Below are 19751 nucleotides of genomic sequence, written 5' to 3'. Positions count from 1 at the left end.
GCTTCCCCCTTATTTCACAAAGCGATCGGTCACGTACTGGCTGTAATCTGTCGCCACCGCAGGCACTTTGCCCTGCTCTTTCAGAAACGTAGCGGTATCGACAATCGCTTTATTGACCGGCCCATTGAGCTGCTGGACCTGTTGTGCAGGCGTGAGATAGGTATTGCCTTTCACCAGCCCCGGCACGTCCGCTTCCGGAACGCCGCTCAGGCGCGACAGTTTTTCCAGATTGCCCGTCTCTTTCAGCCACGCATCGGGGTTGCTGAGATAAGGCTGCTGGGCGTCAATGGCGCTTTTAGCAAACGCCTTCACCACGTCAGGGTGTTTCTCCGCGAAGTCTTTACGCACGACCCACACGTCAAGCGTCGGCGCCCCCCACTGCCCCACCTGTTCGGAATCGGTCAGCACGGTGCCGTCTTTTTCCAGCGCATTCACGGCAGGTGCCCAGACGTAAGCACCATCGATATCCCCACGCTGCCAGGCGGCAATAATTGCGGGTGGCTGCAGGTTGATGATCTGCACCTGGCCCGGCTTGATGCCCCAGTGTTTGAGCGCCGCCAGCAGGCTGTAATGGGTAGTGGAGATAAACGGCACGGCGATGCGCTTGCCAATCAGATCTTCCGGCCGGGTGATGTTTTTCTTCACGACCAGGGCTTCAGAGTTCCCGAGCTGTGACGCCAGCAGGAAAACCTCAACAGGCACCTGCTGGCTGGCAGCTACCGCCAGCGGACTGGAACCGATATTGCCAATCTGCACATCGCCGGACGCTAATGCGCGCACGACGGCCGCCCCGCTGTCGAATTTACGCCAGTCCACCTTCGCGCCGCTTTCTTTGGCGAAGGTGTTATCCGCCTGCGCAACTTTTGCCGGTTCCGCAGAGGTTTGATACGCGACGGTAACGTCTACCGCCTGTGCCTGAAATGCCCACAGCGCCAGCGCGCCGAGAAGTGTAATTCGCGATGAAATTGCCATTGTGACTGCTCCCCTTGTTGTTATGAGGGCAGTATTTCCGGCGCAGGAATTTTGATAAAGGAATAAAAAAGAATCGTTAATTCCGATTCGTTTTTAGAAAAAAAGTGGCAAAGGATAGTGAATTTTGTGGGGTTTATTCTGGCTCCCTCTCCCGACGGGAGAGGGATGAGGTGAATGCATCAGACGACACACGGCATCAGCGCTGCGCCTTTAGCTCCGCAATGTCTTTCGGCGTGGTCCGGCAACATCCTCCAATCAACTTCGCCCCGGCCGCCAGCCACTGGGGTAAATAGCCCGCCAGCGTTTCGCAGGCTTCGCCATGGTGATGCCAGGTTTTGGTCACGGCGTCATAATGCTCCCCCGAATTCGGGTAGACCACCAGCGGCAGTGCGGTGAGGCTGTGAAGATGTTTCAGTGCCGCGGTGGTATTATCCAGCGCGATACAGTTGATCCCCAGCGCCACAATTTGCGGATAGCGTTCCAGCGCAGAAATCACCTCGCGCAGCGGCGTGCCGTCGCTGAGGTGCTCGCTGTCACGCAGGGTAAACGAGAACCATCCCCGGGCCCGGGGATACTCGGCCAGAAGCGCCGCCAGCGCCTTGATTTCAGCAAAGGATGGCAGCGTTTCGCAGGCCAGCAGATCTGCCCCGGCATCCAGCAGCGCTTCCACGCGCGGGCGATGGAAATCGGTAAACGCTTCTGCGCTTCGCACGTAGTCACCGCGATACTCAGAACCATCCGCCAGGTATGCACCATACGGCCCAACCGATCCCGCGACCAGCAGCGTGCCTGCATGAGGGTTTTCCGCGAGATACGCTTCGCGCGCCTTACGCGCCAGCTCCACGCTTTTGCCAATCAGCGCACGGGATTGCGCCTCATCCAGGCCTCGTGCGGCAAACCCCGCAGGCGTGGCCTGATAGCTGGCGGTGATCGCCACCTGCGCTCCCGCCCGATAGTAGTCCAGATGAACGTCGCGGATAAGATCCGGGTTTTCAACCAGCACTTTGGCAGACCACAGGCTGTCTGCAAGATTACAACCGCGCGCTTCCAGTTCCGTCGCCATCGCGCCATCCAGCACCACAAATGGCTGTTTTTCAAGGATGGCGGTAAGCGGATTATTCTGCGACATGTTCAGGCTCCTGCGATGTAATGTTTCGGGTCAGGTAGTAGGCACCATAACACAGGGCAACAAACGGAAGCCCGCAATAAAGGGCAATACGCTGACTCGGGTCAAACGCCAGACCAACACAGGCCACCACGCAGAGGATAAAGCCGAGCACCGGCACCAGCGGATACCACGGCGCGCGATACTGCAGAGCGGAAAGCGGCTGACCAGACTGAAGATGGCGACGACGGAAGACAAAATGCGACGCGCAGATGCTGATCCAGACCGCCACCACAGCAAAGCCTGAGATGGCGGACAGTGCGACAAACACCGTGTCCGGTGCCACCACGCTTGAGAACAGCGCCAGTACGCCGCCAAGCATTGAAACAGAAATCGCCGTCATGGGTACACCGTTTTTATTAACGCGCGCAAAGCAACGCGGCAGCGTTTTTTCATTCGAGAGTGACCAGAGCATGCGGCCAGAAGCGTACAGGCCCGAGTTCGCCGCCGACAGGATGGCCGTCAGGATCACGAAGTTAAAAATATCAGCCGCGTACGGAATACCGACCTTTTCGAACACCAGTACAAACGGACTTTTTTCCACGCCCGCCTGATGCATCGGGATCAGCGCGGCCAGCACAAACACGGTACCAATAAAGAAGATGATCAGCCGGGCAATGGTGGTACGAATGGCAACCGGAATCACCTTGTGCGGGTTTTCCGTCTCACCCGCCGCGATACCGATAAGCTCTGTCCCGGAGAAGGCGAAGTTCACCGCGACCATGGTCATCAGGATGGGCAGGCCGCCGTGCGGGAACCAGCCTTCGGCGGTAAGGTTGGTTAAGCCCGGCGCGGGAGAACCGTCCTGCATCGGGATAAAGCCAAACACCGCAGCGCCGCCAAGAATAATAAAGGCAATAATGGTGATGACTTTCACCAGCGAGAACCAGAACTCGCCTTCGGCAAAGAAGCGCGTGGAGATGACGTTAAGGCCGAAGATCACCACGCAGAACACCACGCACCACGTCCAGACGGGCACCTGCGGGAACCAGTACTGCATACAGAACCCGGCGGCGGTAAAGCTCGACCCGAGCGCCACCGTCCAGGTAAGCCAGTAAAGCCACGCCACGGTATAGCCTGTTGCCGGGCCAAGATAGCGGGCGGCATAGACGTGAAACGCGCCGGTTTCCGGCATCGCAACGGAAAGTTCGCCCAGACACTGCATCACCAGCCAGACCACCAGCGCGCCAATCAGGTACGCCAGCAGCGTTCCCGCGGCCCCGGTCGTTGAAATGATATAACCAGTATTGAAGAATAGCCCTGTCCCAATGACCCCACCCAGCGAGAGCATAATCAGGTGGCGTGTTTTCATGGTGCGCTTAAGCTGCCCATTTTCTTGTTGTGTTTGCATATTACCTTCTATACGTATGGACATCTAAACATCCAAAGAAGGTGTGTTATACCGCGATTGTTAAGAAAAAGCTAGACGACCAGACGTAATCGGGCGCGCCGCGCGCTGAGTCTGGGGTGGGTTGTGAGGATCACATACAGGAACGGACGCCAGGCCATAAGCACCTCCGCAAGCAGATACTTACAGCATGGCGCGGACCCTGGCGTTCTTCGGTCAGTCGAAAGTGGTATCCGTAAGGAGCGGGTTCATACGCGGGATTTTACAGTGGCGCAATTCTTGGTAAATCCCTCAATCAGTTCTATAGTCGACACAGTTTCATCGTTACAGGATCAACTGATGCGCTTTAACGGACTGACCAAAGGTTTCTTTATCTTCATACTCGCCCTTGTCACCTGGGCTTTCTTCGACGTGCTCTCCCCCTACTTCTCCGCGATTTTATGGGCCGCCATTCTTACCGTTATCTTTAACCCGGTAAAAAACAAGCTGCGCGCGGCGATGGGCGATCGCAACGGACTGGCTTCGCTGTTAACCATCGGCATTATCTGCCTCATCGTCTTTATCCCGTTGATGGTGATCTTTTCATCGCTCGCCATTGAACTGAACGTGGTGTACACCAAGCTGCAAGCGAACAACACCCAATTCCCGGAAGTGGTGGCGAGCATCTTTAACCACCTGCCAGGCTGGGCCAGCGGCTTCCTTGCGGACCACAATCTGACGAACGCGGCACAGATCCAGAAAAAACTCTCCGATGTGGCCCTGCAGGGCGGACAGTATCTGGCCGGCAGCGCGTTTCTGATTGGTAAAGGGACGTTTGGCTTTGCGATCAGCTTTGGCATCATGCTTTATCTGCTGTTCTTCCTGCTGAAAGATGGTCCGTATCTGGTACGCCAGATCCTTGATTCGCTTCCTCTGTCTGATTTTGCCAAACAGCATCTGTTCGCCAAATTCGTCGGCGTCTCGCGGGCAACGGTAAAAGGTACGGCGGTAGTGGCGGTGGTTCAGGGCACGCTCGGCGGGATTGCATTTGCCATCGCTGGTATTGACGGTAGCGTACTCTGGGGCGCGCTGATGGCGTTCCTTTCGCTGGTTCCGGCCGTCGGCTCGGCCATTGTCTGGGTGCCGGCCGCCATCTTCCTGTTCGCCACGCATCAGCTCTGGCAGGGTCTCTTTATCGTTGGCTTCTTCGTCATCATTGTCGGGCTGGTGGACAATATTCTGCGTCCATTGCTGGTGGGGAAAGACACCAAAATGCCGGACTACCTGATCCTCATCTCAACCCTTGGCGGGATGGAGCTGTACGGCATTAATGGCTTTGTGATTGGGCCGCTGATCGCTGCGCTGTTCATCGCCTGCTGGAACCTGTTCTCCGGTCGCGATCACGCGGGTAACGCCGAAGAGCTGGATGCGGATTTCATCGAGGAAGGAAAAAACCCTCCAGATTTGTGATGATATGACGATAAAGACCACACCAGGCGGCACTGTGCCGCCTTTTTTTTCGCCTTAAATCAAACGTTTTCTATAATTTGAAAGAACGCCATCCTTCTCATGTCGTAAAAGGATCCACAGGTGCGAATCGCAACGATAACTAACTGGGCCTATGGTGCCACGGTCTGCCTGACCCTTGTCTCAGGCATCATCATGCTGATGGCATCCAATGCCGACACCGTGGAACGTCACGCCGTTGAACAGCGGCAGCGCTTTGATGAGCTGACGGAGGATATTGAAACCGACGCCTGGGCGCAGTCCGATTTAGCCCGCCTGTACGTGATAAAAAAAGATCCGCAAACCCTCAGACAATACAGCCAGTCAGAGAACAACCTGAAAAATGTCGAACTGAGGCTGGATAAACTGCGCGATAACGGCGCGTCCGATGAGGAGCTGTCCCTGCTGCGGGAAGGTCTCAAGATTATCGATGAGCTACAGGATGAACAGCAGACGGCCCTGACCAGTACAGAGCGGGGAGAAGATGCTCAGGCCATTGCCCTGCTTTATGGTGCCCCCTATGAGCAGGCGCTGGAACGCGCACAAAACCAGATTGATCACTTTCGCCAGATCCTCGACAAGCGGGTGATTGCGTCCGTGCAGGATGCCACCAAAAAATCGAAAGCGCTGCGTACGGCCTCTGAACTGATGGTTGGCCTGACCGCCCTGCTGTTTCTGTTTGTCCTGGGCTTTATCCTGAAACGTCGCGTGCTGCGCCCCGTGGTGCGTCTGAGCGACGTGGTATACCGTCTGGCGTCGCAGGATTACGCCGTCGAAACGCCGAATTTTAATCAGATTGATGAGATTGGCGATATGGCGCAGGCGATCCGTATTTTTCGTGAAAACGGCCTTGCCCGGCAACGGCTGGAAAAAGAGCGCGACGCCGACTGGGCTGTCCGCGAACTGCTGGCCCGCATGACGCAGCGGCTGCAAGGGTGTGAGAACTTTACCGATGTTATCAACGTGGCGGAGATGTTTGCCCCCAATATCGCCCCGGGGGTCCCTGGCCGGCTCTATGTCCTTGACCGCGATCCCTGGCAGATGCGCTGCGTTGCCCAGTGGCTCTCCCCCACGGGAGAGGAGATGACGTTTCATCCTGACGAATGCTGGGCAGTAAGGCGTGGTCAGAGCCATCCCCCGTTCAGCGGTAAGCCGGATATCGCCTGCTATCATCTGCCGGAATCACTGGCTTATCGTTCGCTGTGCGTGCCGCTCATTGCCCAGGGCGAGGCCATTGGTCTGCTCTCATTCCAGAATATCACCGCGGAAAATGCCCCTGCCCGTGCTTATCTCGAACTGATGGCCGAAGCGCTCGGTCTGGCGCTGGCAAACCAGCGGCTACGCGATGCGTTGCTGGAAAAAGCTTTGTTCGACCCGCTGACCGGCTTGCGCAATCGCCATCATCTGGAAGATACGCTTCATACCCAAATGACACAGGCCATTCGTAACGGCGAACCACTGAGTTGCATGATGATCGATATCGATCACTTCAAGAACATTAATGACCGGTTTGGCCATGAAGCGGGTGATCAGGTTATTAAAAGCGTAGCGACGATTGTTCAGCGGGCTACCCATGACAACGGAATGGCTTTCCGCTACGGCGGGGAGGAGTTTTTAGTACTGCTTTCCGGTGCTGATGAAGAAGAAGCGCATGACTGTGCTCAACAGATTTACAACGGCGTACAAGGGTTGTCGCTACGTTATGGACTCACGGAGATTGGGCCAGTCGATGTTTCGATTGGTATCGCCAGCTATCCGCAGCACGCCCAGAGTGACAACCTGCTGCGTGCAGCCGATGTGGCTTTGTACCGGGCTAAAGAACTGGGCCGATCGCGGATTGTAAGTTTTGGGATGCTGGAGGCGGGCTAGACCTCATGTTGCGCCACTGAGGCTTTCCCCTGTTCATGAGCGCGTGATAGCCCAAAGCACCACGATACCCAGCGCATTACTGCGTTTTTCAACATATAAGGTGTTATCGAGTTGATAGTCGCCCATTGGGTGACAAATACGTATCTTCTCTTTCAGTTCAGGTTCATATACTTCAGCCCCTTCACAATTATATCTGCCTACAGATTTATATTTGTAAGGAGCACTCCAGGACGACACTTTCCCATCCAGTAAATAAACCGCCGTAAAGACGACGAAAATGGCGAGAGGCATGCTGATAAAAAAGGTGCCAATGAACACTTTTAGACGCTCAGAAAATGGCCAGCCTTTCAACCGTCCCTTCCAGATAAAAATGACCATCAAAGCCAGCGACAAGAGCAATGAGCCGGTCGCGATGTATTGCATTGCGAGAGCGTTAATAAATGTCACACGGTAAATTTCTACGCGCCAGGTAATAAAACAAATTACCAGCGTCAATACCCCAACAATCGCTGGAATCAAAAACGAATAAGACGTTTTTTTCATATTGCACCCTTCCCTTGTCGTTATTGCTTGGTCAGGAGATCAATCATCGCGCGGGTGGCAGCGGACTGGCGCCGGTGTGGCGCGAAGATCACCGAGAACGGCCGCGAGCGTCCGCGAAGGTGAGGAAGCACCTCCACCAGCTGACCGCGCTGTATCCTGTCCTGGACGATAAATTCATAGCTCTGGCAAATCCCCATACCGTGTTCAGCCAGGGAGACGACGCCAAGCACATCATCCGATGTTTCGATAGGTGAAACGGGTAGCCAGTCCACATCGCGTTCGTCTTCCCGAAACACCCACGGAGCGATGCGACCGGTGCGCGGCAAAATAAACGGCAGACACATGTGTCGGTGCAAATCTTCCAGCGTTTGCGGAGTCCCCATCCTGTGAAGGTACGCGGGTGATGCGACCAGCAGCAAAGCGGCATCCTCCAGTTTACGCGCGACTAAACCACTGTCGGGCATCTGACCCAAACGAATCGCCAGATCGAACCCTTCAGCAATCAGGTCGACGTTGCGGTTGGTGATGTTCAGATCCACCTGAACGCGCGGGTAGTGTTGGGAGAATTGCGCCAGCAAGGGCGGCAGACGATAGTGACCGTAGGTAGTCGGTACACTCATGCGCACGCGTCCGGTCAGGTCGCCTTCCTGACCCTGCCCATCACGTTCGGCTTCATCCAGCAGGGAAAAAGCAGAGCGCGCCTGCTCCAGATAGACTCGCCCTGCCTCGGTCAGGCCTACCCGACGGGTGGTTCGCTGTAAAAGCTGTCGTCCCAGACGCGTCTCAAGGCGAGAAACCGCACGACTCAACACCGAGGGCGTGGTGGACAGGGCGACGGCAGCAGCAGTAAATGAGCCGTGTTCAACGACAGCGATGAAGACCTCAACATCGCCAAGATAATCGAATTTTCTGCTCATTATGCTCTTTCAGGAACAAATGTTTTTCAATTCCGCTAATTTATCTCCAGTTGGGCGATGAGTAAAGTGTGCGCATTCATCACCAGAGGGTAAAATCATGGATCTTCAACTCACCGGTAAGACAGCACTCGTTACTGGCGCAACCGCGGGGATTGGTCTGGCCATCGCCCGCACGCTGGCGCGCGAAGGCGTGGCCGTCACCATTACTGGTCGTGACCACGCGAAATTGCAAAACGCCGTGGCAGACATTACCGCCGCTCAGCCTCAGGCGCAGGTCACCGCCATCGTTGCCGACCTGGCAAGCGCTGAGGGGGCAAAAGCCCTGATCGCGGCCTGCCCTGACACCGATATTCTCATCAACAACCTGGGCTTTTACGAAGCCCGAGACTTCGCCGACATCACCGATGATGAGTGGCTGAACATGTTCAACATCAATGTCATGTCCGGCGTTCGCCTGTCACGGCATTACTTCCCGCGCATGCTGGAACGCAACTGGGGCCGGGTGATATTTATGTCGAGCGAAGTCGGCGCATTCACGCCGCCAGACATGGTGCATTACGGCGTCAGTAAGTCGGCGCAACTCGCCGTTTCGCGCGGTATGGCCGAACTCACGAAGGGGACGGGCGTTACGGTCAACAGCGTACTGCCTTCAGCGACCCGCTCCGACGGCATTATCGAATACCTGCGCCAGACCGCGCCTGCACCGGGTATGACCGACCAGGAGATCGAAGCGAATTTCTTCCAGACCTACCGCCCCAGCTCTCTTATCGCGCGAATGATCGATGCTGATGAGATAGCCGCGATGGTCGCGCTGCTGGCAAGCCCGTTGGGCGCTGCCTCTAACGGCGCCGCGGTGCGCGTCGAAGGCGGCACCTTCCGCTCCATTCTTTAATGCAGCAGCCGTAATGACCTGAGGGGAATCAGTGTCCCCTGCTTTCCCCTATTTACCGGAGCATAGAAATGTTCAAACGTACCCGTAATATGTCCGCCATCGCGATGGCAATGTTGTTCTCTTTTGCGAGCGTAGCCAGCGCAGCGAACCAGGCCCCTCTTGAGCGCTGGCGCAGCTATACCGGCGTAACCTGGAATACGCCTGAGAAGGGGGAAACGCCGACGCCATTTTCCGGCTCGGTTAACGCGCCCATCGCAGGCATCCACTTTGATGCAATGGGAAGAGCCTTTGTCAGTACCCCTCGACTGGTTTCAGCCGGTGCACCCGCGACGTTAAGTATTCTTGATACGACCGTTCAGACCGGACCGGCGCGCCTCACGGCATTTCCGTCCCGCGAGGGGAATGCGGTGGAAACCGCTCCCGATCAGAACCTGCGTAACGTGCTTGGCTTCTATATTGACCGTAAGAATGGCTGGCTGTGGGCCCTGGATATGGGGTTCGTCGCGGGAGAAGCGGAATCCCCCGTGGGTTCGCAGAAACTGATGGTGCTGGATCTGAATACCGGCCGCACAATCAAACGCATTCCACTGGATGGCGTGGCAGACCGCAAGGCGAGCTTCCTCAATGATGTGGTTATTGATGAGACGCGCCGTGTCGCCTATATCTCCGACAGCGGCTCGCGCAGTGCGCCTGAGAACCGCGTCGGTCTTATCATCGCCGATTTCGCAACCGGCACTGCCCGACGCGTGCTCGACCGTCATCCAGACCTGCAGATTGAGCCGGGTGTGAAGGTGGTCTCGCACGGGGCTGAAGTCTGGCCTGGTCATCCATTACTGATTGGCATCAACGGTATTGCGCTGTCTCCGGATACCGGCACGCTCTACTGGACGGTAACGACAGGGACCCATGCATTTGCGGTACCGACTGACATTCTGCGAAAGCCAGGTGCTGACGATGCGCAGATTGCGGCGCAGATCCGGGATCTTGGTTCGGTGGGAGGCAATACCGACGGTATCGTGACCGATGCCGAAGGCAACCTCTATATCACCGATGTGACACACAACGGTATTGTCAGGTATGAACCGAAGAGCGGCTCAATGACCCTGATGGCGTCAAACGACGGCGTACACTGGCCGGACACGCCGGCCATCAATCCGGACGGGGACCTGATCTTTACCTCCAGCAGCCTGAACGACCATTTTGCTGGCGCGGTCAAACCTGGCCAGGAGCGCTATGACGTATGGCGTTTACCCCTGAAGACGTTGCAGGATAAGCGCCAGTAACGCGACTGTGCATGCTCAGCACTGAAAACACTACACGCTCACAGGGACACTCCTTGTGGGCGTATACATTACTGACGCCGGTGTATGCGAGATAACCGGTGCAGCCAGAAGCAAACGGGCAATGACAGCAACAGAAAAAGGCAAAATGCGGCCAGGAATGCATCCGTTGTAGTAAAATGCAGGACTGAAGCTGCCAGTCCCCCTGCGATTCCACTGAGCACTATCAGGCCAAAAAACACCCACCCGGTAGAGTACCAGAGAATATTGTTGATTAGTCTTCTTATCATCTGCTGAGTTCTGCGAATAATATTGGAATGAATAAGATATCGGTTTGAGAACGCCGGACATAATCCCTGCCGCCATATCAATGGGGCTGAAATCGCTGTATCCGAAACGCCCCGTTCTTACCGGTATACATTGACACTGAAACTGCCGGTATTATCAGAGTATCCAGCCTCTGTATCGGCAATATACAGATGCAGGATACCGCTCTGGGGAGCCGCCCATTTATATACTCCACCGCCTATATCATAACCTTTCCCAGAGGTATCAAATCTCGCCTTCAGCACCTTATCATTGCAGGTAATGAGCCCTTCTTTCACCCTGCCATCCGGCACCGCCAGCGCAAATTCTTCTTTACCGTATTTAATCCAGCCAGAGGCCATTATCGTTATCTCATCACCGGCATTCAGTTGCAGGCCTGTATTAATACCGGCAGGAATATTTGCAGGAACTTCTCCGGACCATTCTGGCTTAGCCGTCATGCTATTCTCCTTTATCAAACTTCATTAACATTACATTTGATGCGTGCTTTGCATCAATCAAAGACAAAACTCCCCTGCATGTGACAGACATCACATTTAGTATTCATAACATTTCATCATGGATGCATATGAATATATTTATCTTTTCCAGACTTATGTCGAAAGAATAATGCTATTTCTTTTTTTACGCTGCGATTATATAAATCCATCAACACAACCAAACACTAAGTAACTGATTTGCAATTGATTTTAATGTTAACTATAGGAGTAATCGCACTTTTAATCATGACTGTAATTATACCTTTAGTAAATTAATTACCATACTCGAATGGCGGTAATAATAGGTACACAAAGCAGTGAGAGGGCGCATTACAGCACCGCCTGCCGTGATATCCGTCCAATAAAAAACATCTACCTTTCCACTTAATTTCACGCCTCCCCGACGGAAAAGGAATGGGTTAACAAATATCCACTTAGTTACCATGTGCATTACTCTTTTGGTTTCAACATATACCTCTCACTCACACGCATTACCGCTCTGGAGTAACAAAACACAGCATGAGATTAATCCTAATATTTAATTCACAGAACTGCAGCAGACGGGAGACGAACAGAAATCACCAGCATCATTTCCAGAATATTATTTGCTGAGTGGCGTATCTGTTTATATTCTGATTGTGAATGCCGTACCCCTTAGTAACAAAAAACATTATCTGTAGACTATTTATTACCTCATACCACTGACAAGCTGGATGCTGTCACGATTACGGAGAATTATATGACTGTTTCACCTGCATGGTCGGGCAATATTGACGCAACTGCTGACACGGGCATTAATACCGGACTTAAACTAAAAGCCGGGCAAAAAATCAGTATTATTGCGGAAGGATGGATTAAATACGGTAAAGAAGACTACGCCCTGGCATCGCCATACGGCAGGCTAAAAGAGGGCTTTGTCTTACGGAACGATAAGGTGCTGAAAGCCCGATTCAGTGCATCCGGAAAAAGCTATGACATTGGCAGTGGTGTTTACCAGTGGTCAGTACCGGAAGACGGTGAGCTGATTCTCGTGGTCAGTGACTCTTCACATCGCGACAACAGCGGCGCTTTCAGCGCGGTTGTGTATATCGCTGAAGACGAAAAGAAAGCGGCGGCTCAAAAGGCGGACTGGAAAGGTCATGTTCCCGCAACGCGCAGTGACTGGACCCACACCGGCGTATCCGTGAGCAAAGGGGACAAGGTGATGCTAATTGCAGCCGGTACCGCTCAGTACGACAGCCGCGGTCGCAGCTTTGGACCTGACGGCGACAGCCAGCATCCGTCAGCGCAAAAACCGGATCCCACTTTTGTCCTGCCAGAAGCACTGGCGGGGAAATTACTGATCAAAGCGGGTGAGCATATTTACGGTATCGGAAGCGGCGGTAGCGACTGGGAAGTCCCTGCTGATGGCGAAATTTCATTCATTTTTAACGATACAAATGTTGCGTCTGAATACGCCAATAATACGGGAGGCTATGACGTCAGGTTTGTTGTGCTCGGTTGAAATGCCCGCAGGGAGGCAACGTGCCATTCACGGCCTTCCCTGCCGGTTCACTGGAAAACAAAAATGAACGTTAATGGAGCCCCTGATATGAGCATTATGGACAATAAAAAAGTTGATTTGGTTTTCATCATCGACAGCAGTCTTTCAATGAAGGATGAAGCGGAAGCGCTCTGTGCAAAACTTGAGAGCGCCATTGAGGAGGCCAGAAAAGCCTGCCCTTCGGATTTACGAACTGATTTTCTGGGTATCGAAGGCGTTTTTGCCGGCACCAAATTTAATAAAACGGTCCGTCAGTTCCTGACGAGCGAGGCCGGTGCTAACCCGTCCGCCCTGAAAGGCAGAGAGTATGTCAAAGAGGGGAACCCCGCTCAGGAAGATGTGGCGCCTGCTGCGGAGGACGTTATCCGTCATTACAACTGGCGTGACGGCGCTGAAAAGAATGTTTTTGTGCTGGGAGACGAAAGTCTGAAAGGCGGGGAGATGACCCTGGATGCGGACCGCATCAAAGCCTGCGATGATGCCATTGCCACCGCCCTGGAGTACGGTGTCAAAATCCACTCCTATCTGGGCACGCCTCATGTCTCATTACCTTATCCCACCCCAGATGATGAGAAAGCCATGGTTCGGGAATACAAGCGCCTGGCGCTTCGTACGGGTGGTGAGCATTATATCTACACCTCCGGCATTGCCGATTTTGCCTCGGTTTTAAAAAGCACCATTTGCGCCAGTAAGGCCACGCAACACGACAGCGTGGCGAACAAAAAAGAAGAAGCAGATGCGCTGGAAGGTAAAACGCCAGCGAAGACGCCTGGTAATGGCAGCGATCTGTGCGCACAGGCCCCTGAGATTGTCCGGGCGGTGAATACGCTTGCCGATGTACTTAAGAACCTGATTGACGCTTGCGCCAGCGACTGTCGTTGCAAAGAGAAAACGCCCCCTTGCCCGTGTCAGGAACATCACAACAAACCGGTGCCCCCCTCCTCACCCCCCGCTGCGCCGGACACTCCCCCTGTCAGTCCCGAGCCGCCAGCAAAACCATTCCTGGATGAGAGTAAGTTTACGAATAATCATCTGAATCACTGGCAGTTCGGACCGGCAACGCCTGAGCATGAGTTTTACTCAGAAGGTGGCGCGACCATGATTCGTTTTCCGACCACCAATGTTAAAGGCCGGACACACAATGGTGTGCTGCTTTATAAACATTATTCGGAACTCCTGCCGGGGAAACGCTATCGCTTCAGCCTTCAGGCTCGCAGGGATAATGACTACAAGGTGATACCCGAACTGTCACTGCGGGTGGCAGGCCAGGATATTACCTCGGTTACAGCACTTGCCGTGAAAGGCGAGTGGGTCACGCTGTCAGGAGAGTTTACGGCGGCGCAGGGCGATAATGTGCTGGAAATTTTCAGCCATAAAGCCAGCGGCGATGGTAACGATTTCAGCATTACTGGAATCACAGTAAAATCTGTCGATTGATTTTGTTACGCTGACTTCATTTCAGATATGAAGTGATGCCGGTTTGGCTACGCGTTGGTTAAACCAGGCATCACTGCTTAGCCAGTGTGCGTCACGCTTGAGATAACGTTGGTCTGGCCCGGTAATACACGGTGGGCATGATTACCCTCGTCAACAGGTTTACCTGAGCAGTTAAACCTGCGTGTTACCAGGGAAGCGCAATTTTCTCATCATTCGCTTTCTCGCCGTAATACAGAGAAGGCAGGAAACGAGACAAGAACGTGAACTCTGTATAACAGTGTCGCATAAGCGCTAATCCAACGTCATCGGCAGGTTCAGCGTGGTCGTCATTACTCATACCCAGAATAAACCGGCTACGCAGCACACACCCAAAAGGCGTATCCCGGACAACATGTAGCATTTGTCCGTCCAGCGGGTCGCCCTGACTATCCAGTTCAGTTTTTTCACCGAAGCCTATCCTTGCGGCAATGATTGCCGAGACACTCCCATCCGCCATTGCCTTGTCGACAGCCATTTCGCCAAATACCGATGCAGGGTGATGGAATTTAAGACGCGCGGGAATGGGAGGGATTTCAGCTAATGATTCAACTGCATGGATGCTTGCGCCGTAAAAACTTTCCCCACGCTTCCAGTTGGCATCCCATCCACGATGTTCAACATGATCAACGGGATGCCACCATTTTATATGCTGCGTCGTTTCAAAGAAGGTAAACCACCAGTTAATCATACGTCCTTTGCAGCCATGTAAATCGGTGCGTACGGCGACCAGCAGACTCCCGTCATCCAGACGTTTAATACCTGTCTCCAGCGGCATGGGAGAAGGATCAAGCAATGTCGAATAATCCAGCCAGGGCCTGGCAATATCGTGTTGTCGCATTTTTTTCTCCATTAGCATTGGGAAATTCGCACCATTTAGGAAACGAAGTGCGTTTCCTAAACATTACCGATAGAATGGTCGTATGACAAGCGAAAAGGAATCTCCAGGATGACCTCACCAACCAAACCACGCGGACGTCCCTCAGTCCCTGAGGAAGAGGTGAAGAAACAAATCATTGGTAGCGCGATGGCCTTGCTCTTTGACAAAGGCTATGACGCCACAACAATTGAGGCGGTTGCATCGCATGCAGGCGTTGCCAAAAAGACCGTCTATCGCTTTGCGAAAAACAGGGAGGAATTGCTTGGCCTTTCGGTTCGAAACTGGACGGATAACTATGCCCCACTCCTGCAGAGCGATCCGAAAGATAAGAATGACGTTTTACCGGCGTTAAGAAAATTACTGGCTGCGATTTGTGGTCAGGCGCTATCAGTAACGGCCGTGAAAATGTTTCGTCTTCTCAATAGTGAATTTCCTGGCAAAGATGATCTCCTCAAGAAATACAATGAAAATGGCATAGCGCGCGGCCAACAATTACTCACTGAGTGGATTACACGACAGCAAAAACAGGGCTGGTTGCCGATGTTACCTGCAGATACCTGTGCCAAAGTCATACTCGCCATGTGTGTCGCCGAACCTCTTCGGCAGGCGGCGATTGGTTTAATTGATCCCGTTGAGAAAACCGATATTGAGGCACATTTGGATTCTTGTATGCCTTTTATTTTACTTATATTCAGGCAAGGTGATGAATGACATAGTACCTGGCGATTCGATAATAGGAACAATTTCTAGATGAAAAATCATTGATTTATTTAGATAATATTGAAAAACAATACGCAAGGTACCCCCAAAGATACCCCCAAAATTTTTAATCATCCATCTTTATACAATGCCGTTTGCAGGTTGGTTGTCCCGAATGAGCTGGAATAAAACTTTTGCTATACTAAAGATCTCGCAGAAGTGCCAAACACATTACCCTTTCCCAATGATTGACAAATGGCGCATTGTCTATAACTGTCTGAAATATAATTTGCTTCGATGTTTCTTTATCCAATGGTATTTGAAGCAATCCATTATATTGAGACAATAAGGTGCCAAGTCTTGCGCTTGCTTCTTTCGAATACCTTAACGACAAATTAAAATCATTAAAATGCTTTATCACACGCTCTTTTTGATTTGCGTCCCATTCATTAGGAGGAGAAACAAAATATTCAATTACCCCAGGTTCACCTTGGGCACCCGCTAAGTATCGTGCGAAAATCCACTGCTCATTAAAATAACGATCATTATCTAAATAGGGGTGAAGTATTTGCTCACTAGCTAATATGGCAAAATTCTCTCCCTTACCGTCCATATTACAATCGCGACAGGATGGAACAAGATTCAACGGTGCAATGGCAAACTGTGGAAAATATGCCTTAGGTAAGTAATGGTCTAGATTCCTTGGACGCCCTATCCCACCACAAAAAGGACATTTTTCATTAGCTGACGATATAAGTACATCATAAATTACTCTTGCTGGCTTCGTCATTCCGACCAAATAATTATTGTATAACTTTATGAAATCTGACTTTTTCAAATCATTTAATATTATAGGGTCTGCAACACCATCAATATTGATAGGTTGAATTGTGAATAGTTCTTCAGTTAATGCTGAATTTTCATAAGCACTTACTTGTAACTCCAAATCAGCTGAAGCATTATGAACTTTTTCTAGCAAAGCGTTATTCCCAGTAATTCCATTACAACATAAAGTTAATGCATTACCATAAGTATATATTGGTCTTTTAAGTTTAAACACTAGTTGGCCCCCCTATCCCGGTGGATTTCTAAAGCTTTTAATAATGCCCTTGCTTCAACCCCAAGCTGACCTTTATATTCATCAATGATATCTTGATAAGATAGACCTGATTCAACAGATTTTGTTAATAAGTCATGAAAACCCGATTTCACTACTTCTAGACCAAAAACTTCTCTCGTTAAAACCCCAACATTTTCACCAAAAGTTTCTATATCTGGTCTACGCACTACGGTTACTAATCGAGAGCGATTGAGTTTCCAAACACAACTTCTTGGCACTTCCTGAAGAACTACTGGTGAATGTGTTGCGATGAGTGCTACACCATTGCGGTCAAGTAACAAATCTGATAGAGCTCGAATAAAGGCTGAAAGTAATGGAGGATGTAGATGGCTTTCAGGTTCATCGATTAGAACTAATGTTTTTTCCTCCACAGTAGCAACTAATCGCGTGATGGTTAATAAAACAATAGCATGTCCTGAACTCATTTTCTTAATTAATTTTCGAGCATTACTAACTAAATCTACACCGGTAAAACGCACAAGGTCTTTAAGATCCATACTTTCAAAATTTTCGTCAGATTCAAGAGTATCAATAGCGCTAACCCATCTATTTTTTTTAGGGCCTTGGCTAAAACATTGCTTTAATGCTTGAATAAAATCTTCATGAATATCATTAAGACCCTTAAGTACTTCTCCCTCTTTTTTTAAACCTATATAGAAGTAACATGTTCCCATTGAAGGATCATCTTGTTCAGTTGGAGGTTCGAAAGGATCAAAAGCACTGAAAGAGACTGACACTAAACTACTAAAATAATCTTTTCCTATTGGACTTTCAGAGAAGCCTTCAACATCATAAAATTTTGAATTTGATTGCCCTCTGCTGGTCACTGCCTCAATCATTCCATTTAGTAGGGTTGTTTTACCTACTCCATTTCTACCTATTATTGCATGAATATTCGTACTGGGTTTTTCGTCTATTTCAACTTTAAATATCAACTCTATACCTGACATCTTTTCCGTAGCAGGCCTCAAGAATTTAAATTTAAAGTTTGTTAATGGATTTTTTCCTTCTATAACCCTAGTGAACTGTCCTTTGATAACTGACAAACTAACACCTCTAAGAAGAGATGTTTTAAAAACAGCTTCTGTCTCGGCTATTGCCATGGCCTCTGTTGAATAAGCTATATCCTTTAATGATTCAAGAATTTTATTTTTGATAGAATCGGAAAGGTTAAATATTTTTTGATAATATTCCACGTCTTGACCAACTGAAAAATATCCATTTGGTAAAGCCTGAAATGCATGTCCTAAGGTTGTATATGTTGGTTTTCCAATAACTTGCCCTTGAAATCCAATTTTGACATTTCCAATTTCATGCAAATTTCCTGATTCATCATGTAAAGACAAATAAAACATTGTTATGAACGAATAATCATCCCAGCGATCAACATGTAAATAAGCTGTGTTTACCCCTGAATAAGGGATTCTTTGCTCTCGAGGGATGATTAAAATGTTCATAAAATGCTCGACTGTCCTGCATGAGTATAGTGAACATCATTATGTCAATAGCGGATTAAATCTCCATAATTTTATTCATTTTTGCTGTTGGTTTGGCAAAATTAGTTGTTCAACTAAAAGTGTTTAAATTTGACAAAAATACATTAACCAACTGTTTTAACTGTCATTATAGTCTTGCGATGTTAGGATGTTTTTCTGGTTTATCTCAAATTCAAGCTTTCACAATGAAGCAACTGTAACTTAGAGCGCGTTCTGCCAAAAATCCCCACTGGCGCTGCCGGTGGGTGACAACTTTTGACAACTCAATCTGAACGCCAGTGTCCGGGCAAACCAGAACAGCGATCTGAAAGAGGCTCGAGGATGGTTGCAAAGGGGGAGTGCTTAACACCTCCCCTTCACGAGTTCGTGTACCTGAAGTTTTCTGAAGCGGTAGCAGTTGACACTTTCCCCCTAGTTTTCCCTAGTAAGGCATAACAAACCATAACAGGCTGACACCTGCCCTGCTTCGCATCAGGATTAACAAAAGCTAACAGCCAAGGCTCAACAAATCTCAACGCCAGCCCTTTACACTTCTGCTGTAGCTGCTGTTCGTAGGCGTCAGGATCCGTTAGGTTGGGTTGACACTTTTCCCAGTTTCTCGCGAAAAAGTGTCAAGTTTGAGGGGCTGGGGGGTTTACAGTTTTTCGCCGTCCAGCAGGCAGAGTGACATTAAACCAGTTTTGTTCCAGTCATCCAGCGTATCGGGGTGCATTGTGGTAACGTAAGCCAGCTCAGAACGAAGAAACCGTAAAGCGCCTGCTGCACGGTCTTTGTCATAGAAGCTGTGGGTTTCTTCATCCGGCCGGAAGAGAATCAGCAGTTGCTCTTCGGGCTCGTGCTAAATATCAAAACCCAGCTCAGCGGCAGCGGCCTCTATCCGCTGGCCAGCATCCATCTCTGCCAGCAGCGCTTTCCCGCCGTCATGCTCCCATACCCATGCGGCAGCCTGCCCCCACGTCATTTCAGTCTGGTGTTCGCCAGCACCGGCGGAATTTTGTTTAGCATGTGATGCGTCGACATCCACTTTTTCGCCTGAAATAACGATTTCACCGCGGGCTATCCAGCCGTAAACCTTCTGCCGACTAACCCAGCTTCTCTATACCGGCTACATGATATTTTAAGCGCCAGTATGTGCCGCCATAAGGTTTGATCAAGAAATACAGACCATCACCATCGGACAACTTGTAAGCCTTCTCTTAGTGGCATTAAGTTTCACCTGGAGATACCTACTTAAGACCGAACTGCAAATACCCTTGCACCTAC

General features: G+C 50.9%; 17 protein-coding genes. 7 read left to right on the top strand and 10 right to left on the bottom strand.

Translation table 11 applies throughout. The annotated features are described in order from the left end of the window. Nucleotides 1-9: 9 nt before the first annotated feature. From tauA to mmuP, 3 genes are all read right to left on the bottom strand, one after another. Nucleotides 10-972 carry a taurine ABC transporter substrate-binding protein gene (gene tauA, locus AAIR21_RS09555; RefSeq protein WP_025205018.1) on the bottom strand — a complete coding sequence of 321 codons (963 nt, stop codon included), beginning with the start codon at nucleotides 970-972 and terminating at the stop codon, nucleotides 10-12. Nucleotides 973-1168: 196 nt separating this feature from the next. Beyond that, the gene (gene mmuM / locus AAIR21_RS09550; RefSeq protein WP_434680796.1) at nucleotides 1169-2101 is read right to left on the bottom strand and encodes a homocysteine S-methyltransferase; all 933 of its coding nucleotides are present in this window, start codon (nucleotides 2099-2101) and stop codon (nucleotides 1169-1171) included. Next, entirely contained in the window at nucleotides 2088-3488 is a 1401-nt protein-coding gene (gene mmuP, locus AAIR21_RS09545) for an S-methylmethionine permease (protein ID WP_138013531.1), read from the bottom strand. The genes mmuM and mmuP overlap by 14 nt, the downstream gene beginning before the upstream one ends. Before the next feature lie 336 nt (nucleotides 3489-3824). Here mmuP and AAIR21_RS09540 point away from each other — a divergent pair, with 336 nt between their 5' ends. Both AAIR21_RS09540 and AAIR21_RS09535 read left to right on the top strand, forming a co-directional pair. Then, entirely contained in the window at nucleotides 3825-4934 is a 1110-nt protein-coding gene (locus tag AAIR21_RS09540) for an AI-2E family transporter (protein ID WP_020885256.1), read from the top strand. Between the two features lie 120 nt (nucleotides 4935-5054). Then, nucleotides 5055-6839, top strand: coding sequence for a diguanylate cyclase (locus AAIR21_RS09535; RefSeq protein WP_183516619.1), 1785 nt, complete (start codon nucleotides 5055-5057; stop codon nucleotides 6837-6839). Between the two features lie 33 nt (nucleotides 6840-6872). On the opposite strand, the gene AAIR21_RS09530 is transcribed toward AAIR21_RS09535, so the two are convergent. Beyond that, nucleotides 6873-7382 (bottom strand): hypothetical protein, encoded by a 510-nt coding sequence (locus tag AAIR21_RS09530; RefSeq protein ID WP_063858387.1) that lies wholly within the window; start codon nucleotides 7380-7382, stop codon nucleotides 6873-6875. A gap of 20 nt (nucleotides 7383-7402) precedes the next feature. Next, nucleotides 7403-8299, bottom strand: coding sequence for a LysR family transcriptional regulator (locus tag AAIR21_RS09525; protein WP_183516620.1), 897 nt, complete (start codon nucleotides 8297-8299; stop codon nucleotides 7403-7405). 97 nt (nucleotides 8300-8396) lie between these two features. Here AAIR21_RS09525 and AAIR21_RS09520 point away from each other — a divergent pair, with 97 nt between their 5' ends. After that, nucleotides 8397-9191, top strand: coding sequence for an SDR family NAD(P)-dependent oxidoreductase (locus AAIR21_RS09520; protein WP_020885260.1), 795 nt, complete (start codon nucleotides 8397-8399; stop codon nucleotides 9189-9191). 68 nt (nucleotides 9192-9259) lie between these two features. Then, entirely contained in the window at nucleotides 9260-10474 is a 1215-nt protein-coding gene (locus tag AAIR21_RS09515; RefSeq protein ID WP_183516621.1) for an L-dopachrome tautomerase-related protein, read from the top strand. A 404-nt stretch (nucleotides 10475-10878) separates the two neighbouring features. Here the strand turns inward: AAIR21_RS09515 and AAIR21_RS09510 are convergent, their stop codons facing one another. Further along, the gene (locus AAIR21_RS09510) at nucleotides 10879-11238 is read right to left on the bottom strand and encodes a LecA/PA-IL family lectin (protein WP_041162440.1); all 360 of its coding nucleotides are present in this window, start codon (nucleotides 11236-11238) and stop codon (nucleotides 10879-10881) included. 778 nt (nucleotides 11239-12016) lie between these two features. Between AAIR21_RS09510 and AAIR21_RS09505 the strand changes: the two genes are divergently transcribed. After that, a complete protein-coding gene (locus AAIR21_RS09505) occupies nucleotides 12017-12781 on the top strand; it encodes a LecA/PA-IL family lectin (RefSeq protein WP_014168780.1) in 765 nt (254 codons plus the stop codon). Between the two features lie 87 nt (nucleotides 12782-12868). Next, entirely contained in the window at nucleotides 12869-14257 is a 1389-nt protein-coding gene (locus tag AAIR21_RS09500; protein ID WP_234047604.1) for a carbohydrate binding domain-containing protein, read from the top strand. A 184-nt stretch (nucleotides 14258-14441) separates the two neighbouring features. Here the strand turns inward: AAIR21_RS09500 and AAIR21_RS09495 are convergent, their stop codons facing one another. Then, nucleotides 14442-15134 carry a DAPG hydrolase family protein gene (locus tag AAIR21_RS09495; RefSeq protein WP_183516623.1) on the bottom strand — a complete coding sequence of 231 codons (693 nt, stop codon included), beginning with the start codon at nucleotides 15132-15134 and terminating at the stop codon, nucleotides 14442-14444. Between the two features lie 108 nt (nucleotides 15135-15242). Here AAIR21_RS09495 and AAIR21_RS09490 point away from each other — a divergent pair, with 108 nt between their 5' ends. After that, the gene (locus AAIR21_RS09490; protein WP_183516624.1) at nucleotides 15243-15884 is read left to right on the top strand and encodes a TetR/AcrR family transcriptional regulator; all 642 of its coding nucleotides are present in this window, start codon (nucleotides 15243-15245) and stop codon (nucleotides 15882-15884) included. Between the two features lie 190 nt (nucleotides 15885-16074). Here the strand turns inward: AAIR21_RS09490 and AAIR21_RS09485 are convergent, their stop codons facing one another. From AAIR21_RS09485 to AAIR21_RS09475, 3 genes are all read right to left on the bottom strand, one after another. Then, nucleotides 16075-16932, bottom strand: coding sequence for an HNH endonuclease (locus AAIR21_RS09485; RefSeq protein WP_044858181.1), 858 nt, complete (start codon nucleotides 16930-16932; stop codon nucleotides 16075-16077). Further along, nucleotides 16932-18449, bottom strand: coding sequence for an AAA family ATPase (locus AAIR21_RS09480; protein ID WP_410380039.1), 1518 nt, complete (start codon nucleotides 18447-18449; stop codon nucleotides 16932-16934). The genes AAIR21_RS09485 and AAIR21_RS09480 overlap by 1 nt, the downstream gene beginning before the upstream one ends. Before the next feature lie 877 nt (nucleotides 18450-19326). Beyond that, nucleotides 19327-19512 (bottom strand): hypothetical protein, encoded by a 186-nt coding sequence (locus tag AAIR21_RS09475; protein ID WP_241211225.1) that lies wholly within the window; start codon nucleotides 19510-19512, stop codon nucleotides 19327-19329. Nucleotides 19513-19751: the final 239 nt, after the last annotated feature.

It is taken from the genome of Enterobacter sp. PTB (genome assembly GCF_051130085.1).
Classification (GTDB): domain Bacteria; phylum Pseudomonadota; class Gammaproteobacteria; order Enterobacterales; family Enterobacteriaceae; genus Enterobacter; species Enterobacter ludwigii.
The sequence above is the reverse complement of the archived record's forward strand: the minus strand, read 5'-3'. Positions and strand labels throughout refer to the sequence as shown.

What these genes read in the sequence shown, in the direction of transcription:
- tauA (WP_025205018.1), bottom strand. Translation starts at nt 972, where the DNA reads ATGGCAATTTCATCGCGAATTACACTTCTCGGCGCGCTGGCGCTGTGG.
- mmuM (WP_434680796.1), bottom strand. Translation starts at nt 2,101, where the DNA reads ATGTCGCAGAATAATCCGCTTACCGCCATCCTTGAAAAACAGCCATTT.
- mmuP (WP_138013531.1), bottom strand. Translation starts at nt 3,488, where the DNA reads ATGCAAACACAACAAGAAAATGGGCAGCTTAAGCGCACCATGAAAACA.
- AAIR21_RS09540 (WP_020885256.1), top strand. Translation starts at nt 3,825, where the DNA reads ATGCGCTTTAACGGACTGACCAAAGGTTTCTTTATCTTCATACTCGCC.
- AAIR21_RS09530 (WP_063858387.1), bottom strand. Translation starts at nt 7,382, where the DNA reads ATGAAAAAAACGTCTTATTCGTTTTTGATTCCAGCGATTGTTGGGGTA.
- AAIR21_RS09525 (WP_183516620.1), bottom strand. Translation starts at nt 8,299, where the DNA reads ATGAGCAGAAAATTCGATTATCTTGGCGATGTTGAGGTCTTCATCGCT.
- AAIR21_RS09520 (WP_020885260.1), top strand. Translation starts at nt 8,397, where the DNA reads ATGGATCTTCAACTCACCGGTAAGACAGCACTCGTTACTGGCGCAACC.
- AAIR21_RS09515 (WP_183516621.1), top strand. Translation starts at nt 9,260, where the DNA reads ATGTTCAAACGTACCCGTAATATGTCCGCCATCGCGATGGCAATGTTG.
- AAIR21_RS09510 (WP_041162440.1), bottom strand. Translation starts at nt 11,238, where the DNA reads ATGACGGCTAAGCCAGAATGGTCCGGAGAAGTTCCTGCAAATATTCCT.
- AAIR21_RS09505 (WP_014168780.1), top strand. Translation starts at nt 12,017, where the DNA reads ATGACTGTTTCACCTGCATGGTCGGGCAATATTGACGCAACTGCTGAC.
- AAIR21_RS09500 (WP_234047604.1), top strand. Translation starts at nt 12,869, where the DNA reads ATGAGCATTATGGACAATAAAAAAGTTGATTTGGTTTTCATCATCGAC.
- AAIR21_RS09495 (WP_183516623.1), bottom strand. Translation starts at nt 15,134, where the DNA reads ATGCGACAACACGATATTGCCAGGCCCTGGCTGGATTATTCGACATTG.
- AAIR21_RS09490 (WP_183516624.1), top strand. Translation starts at nt 15,243, where the DNA reads ATGACCTCACCAACCAAACCACGCGGACGTCCCTCAGTCCCTGAGGAA.
- AAIR21_RS09480 (WP_410380039.1), bottom strand. Translation starts at nt 18,449, where the DNA reads ATGAACATTTTAATCATCCCTCGAGAGCAAAGAATCCCTTATTCAGGG.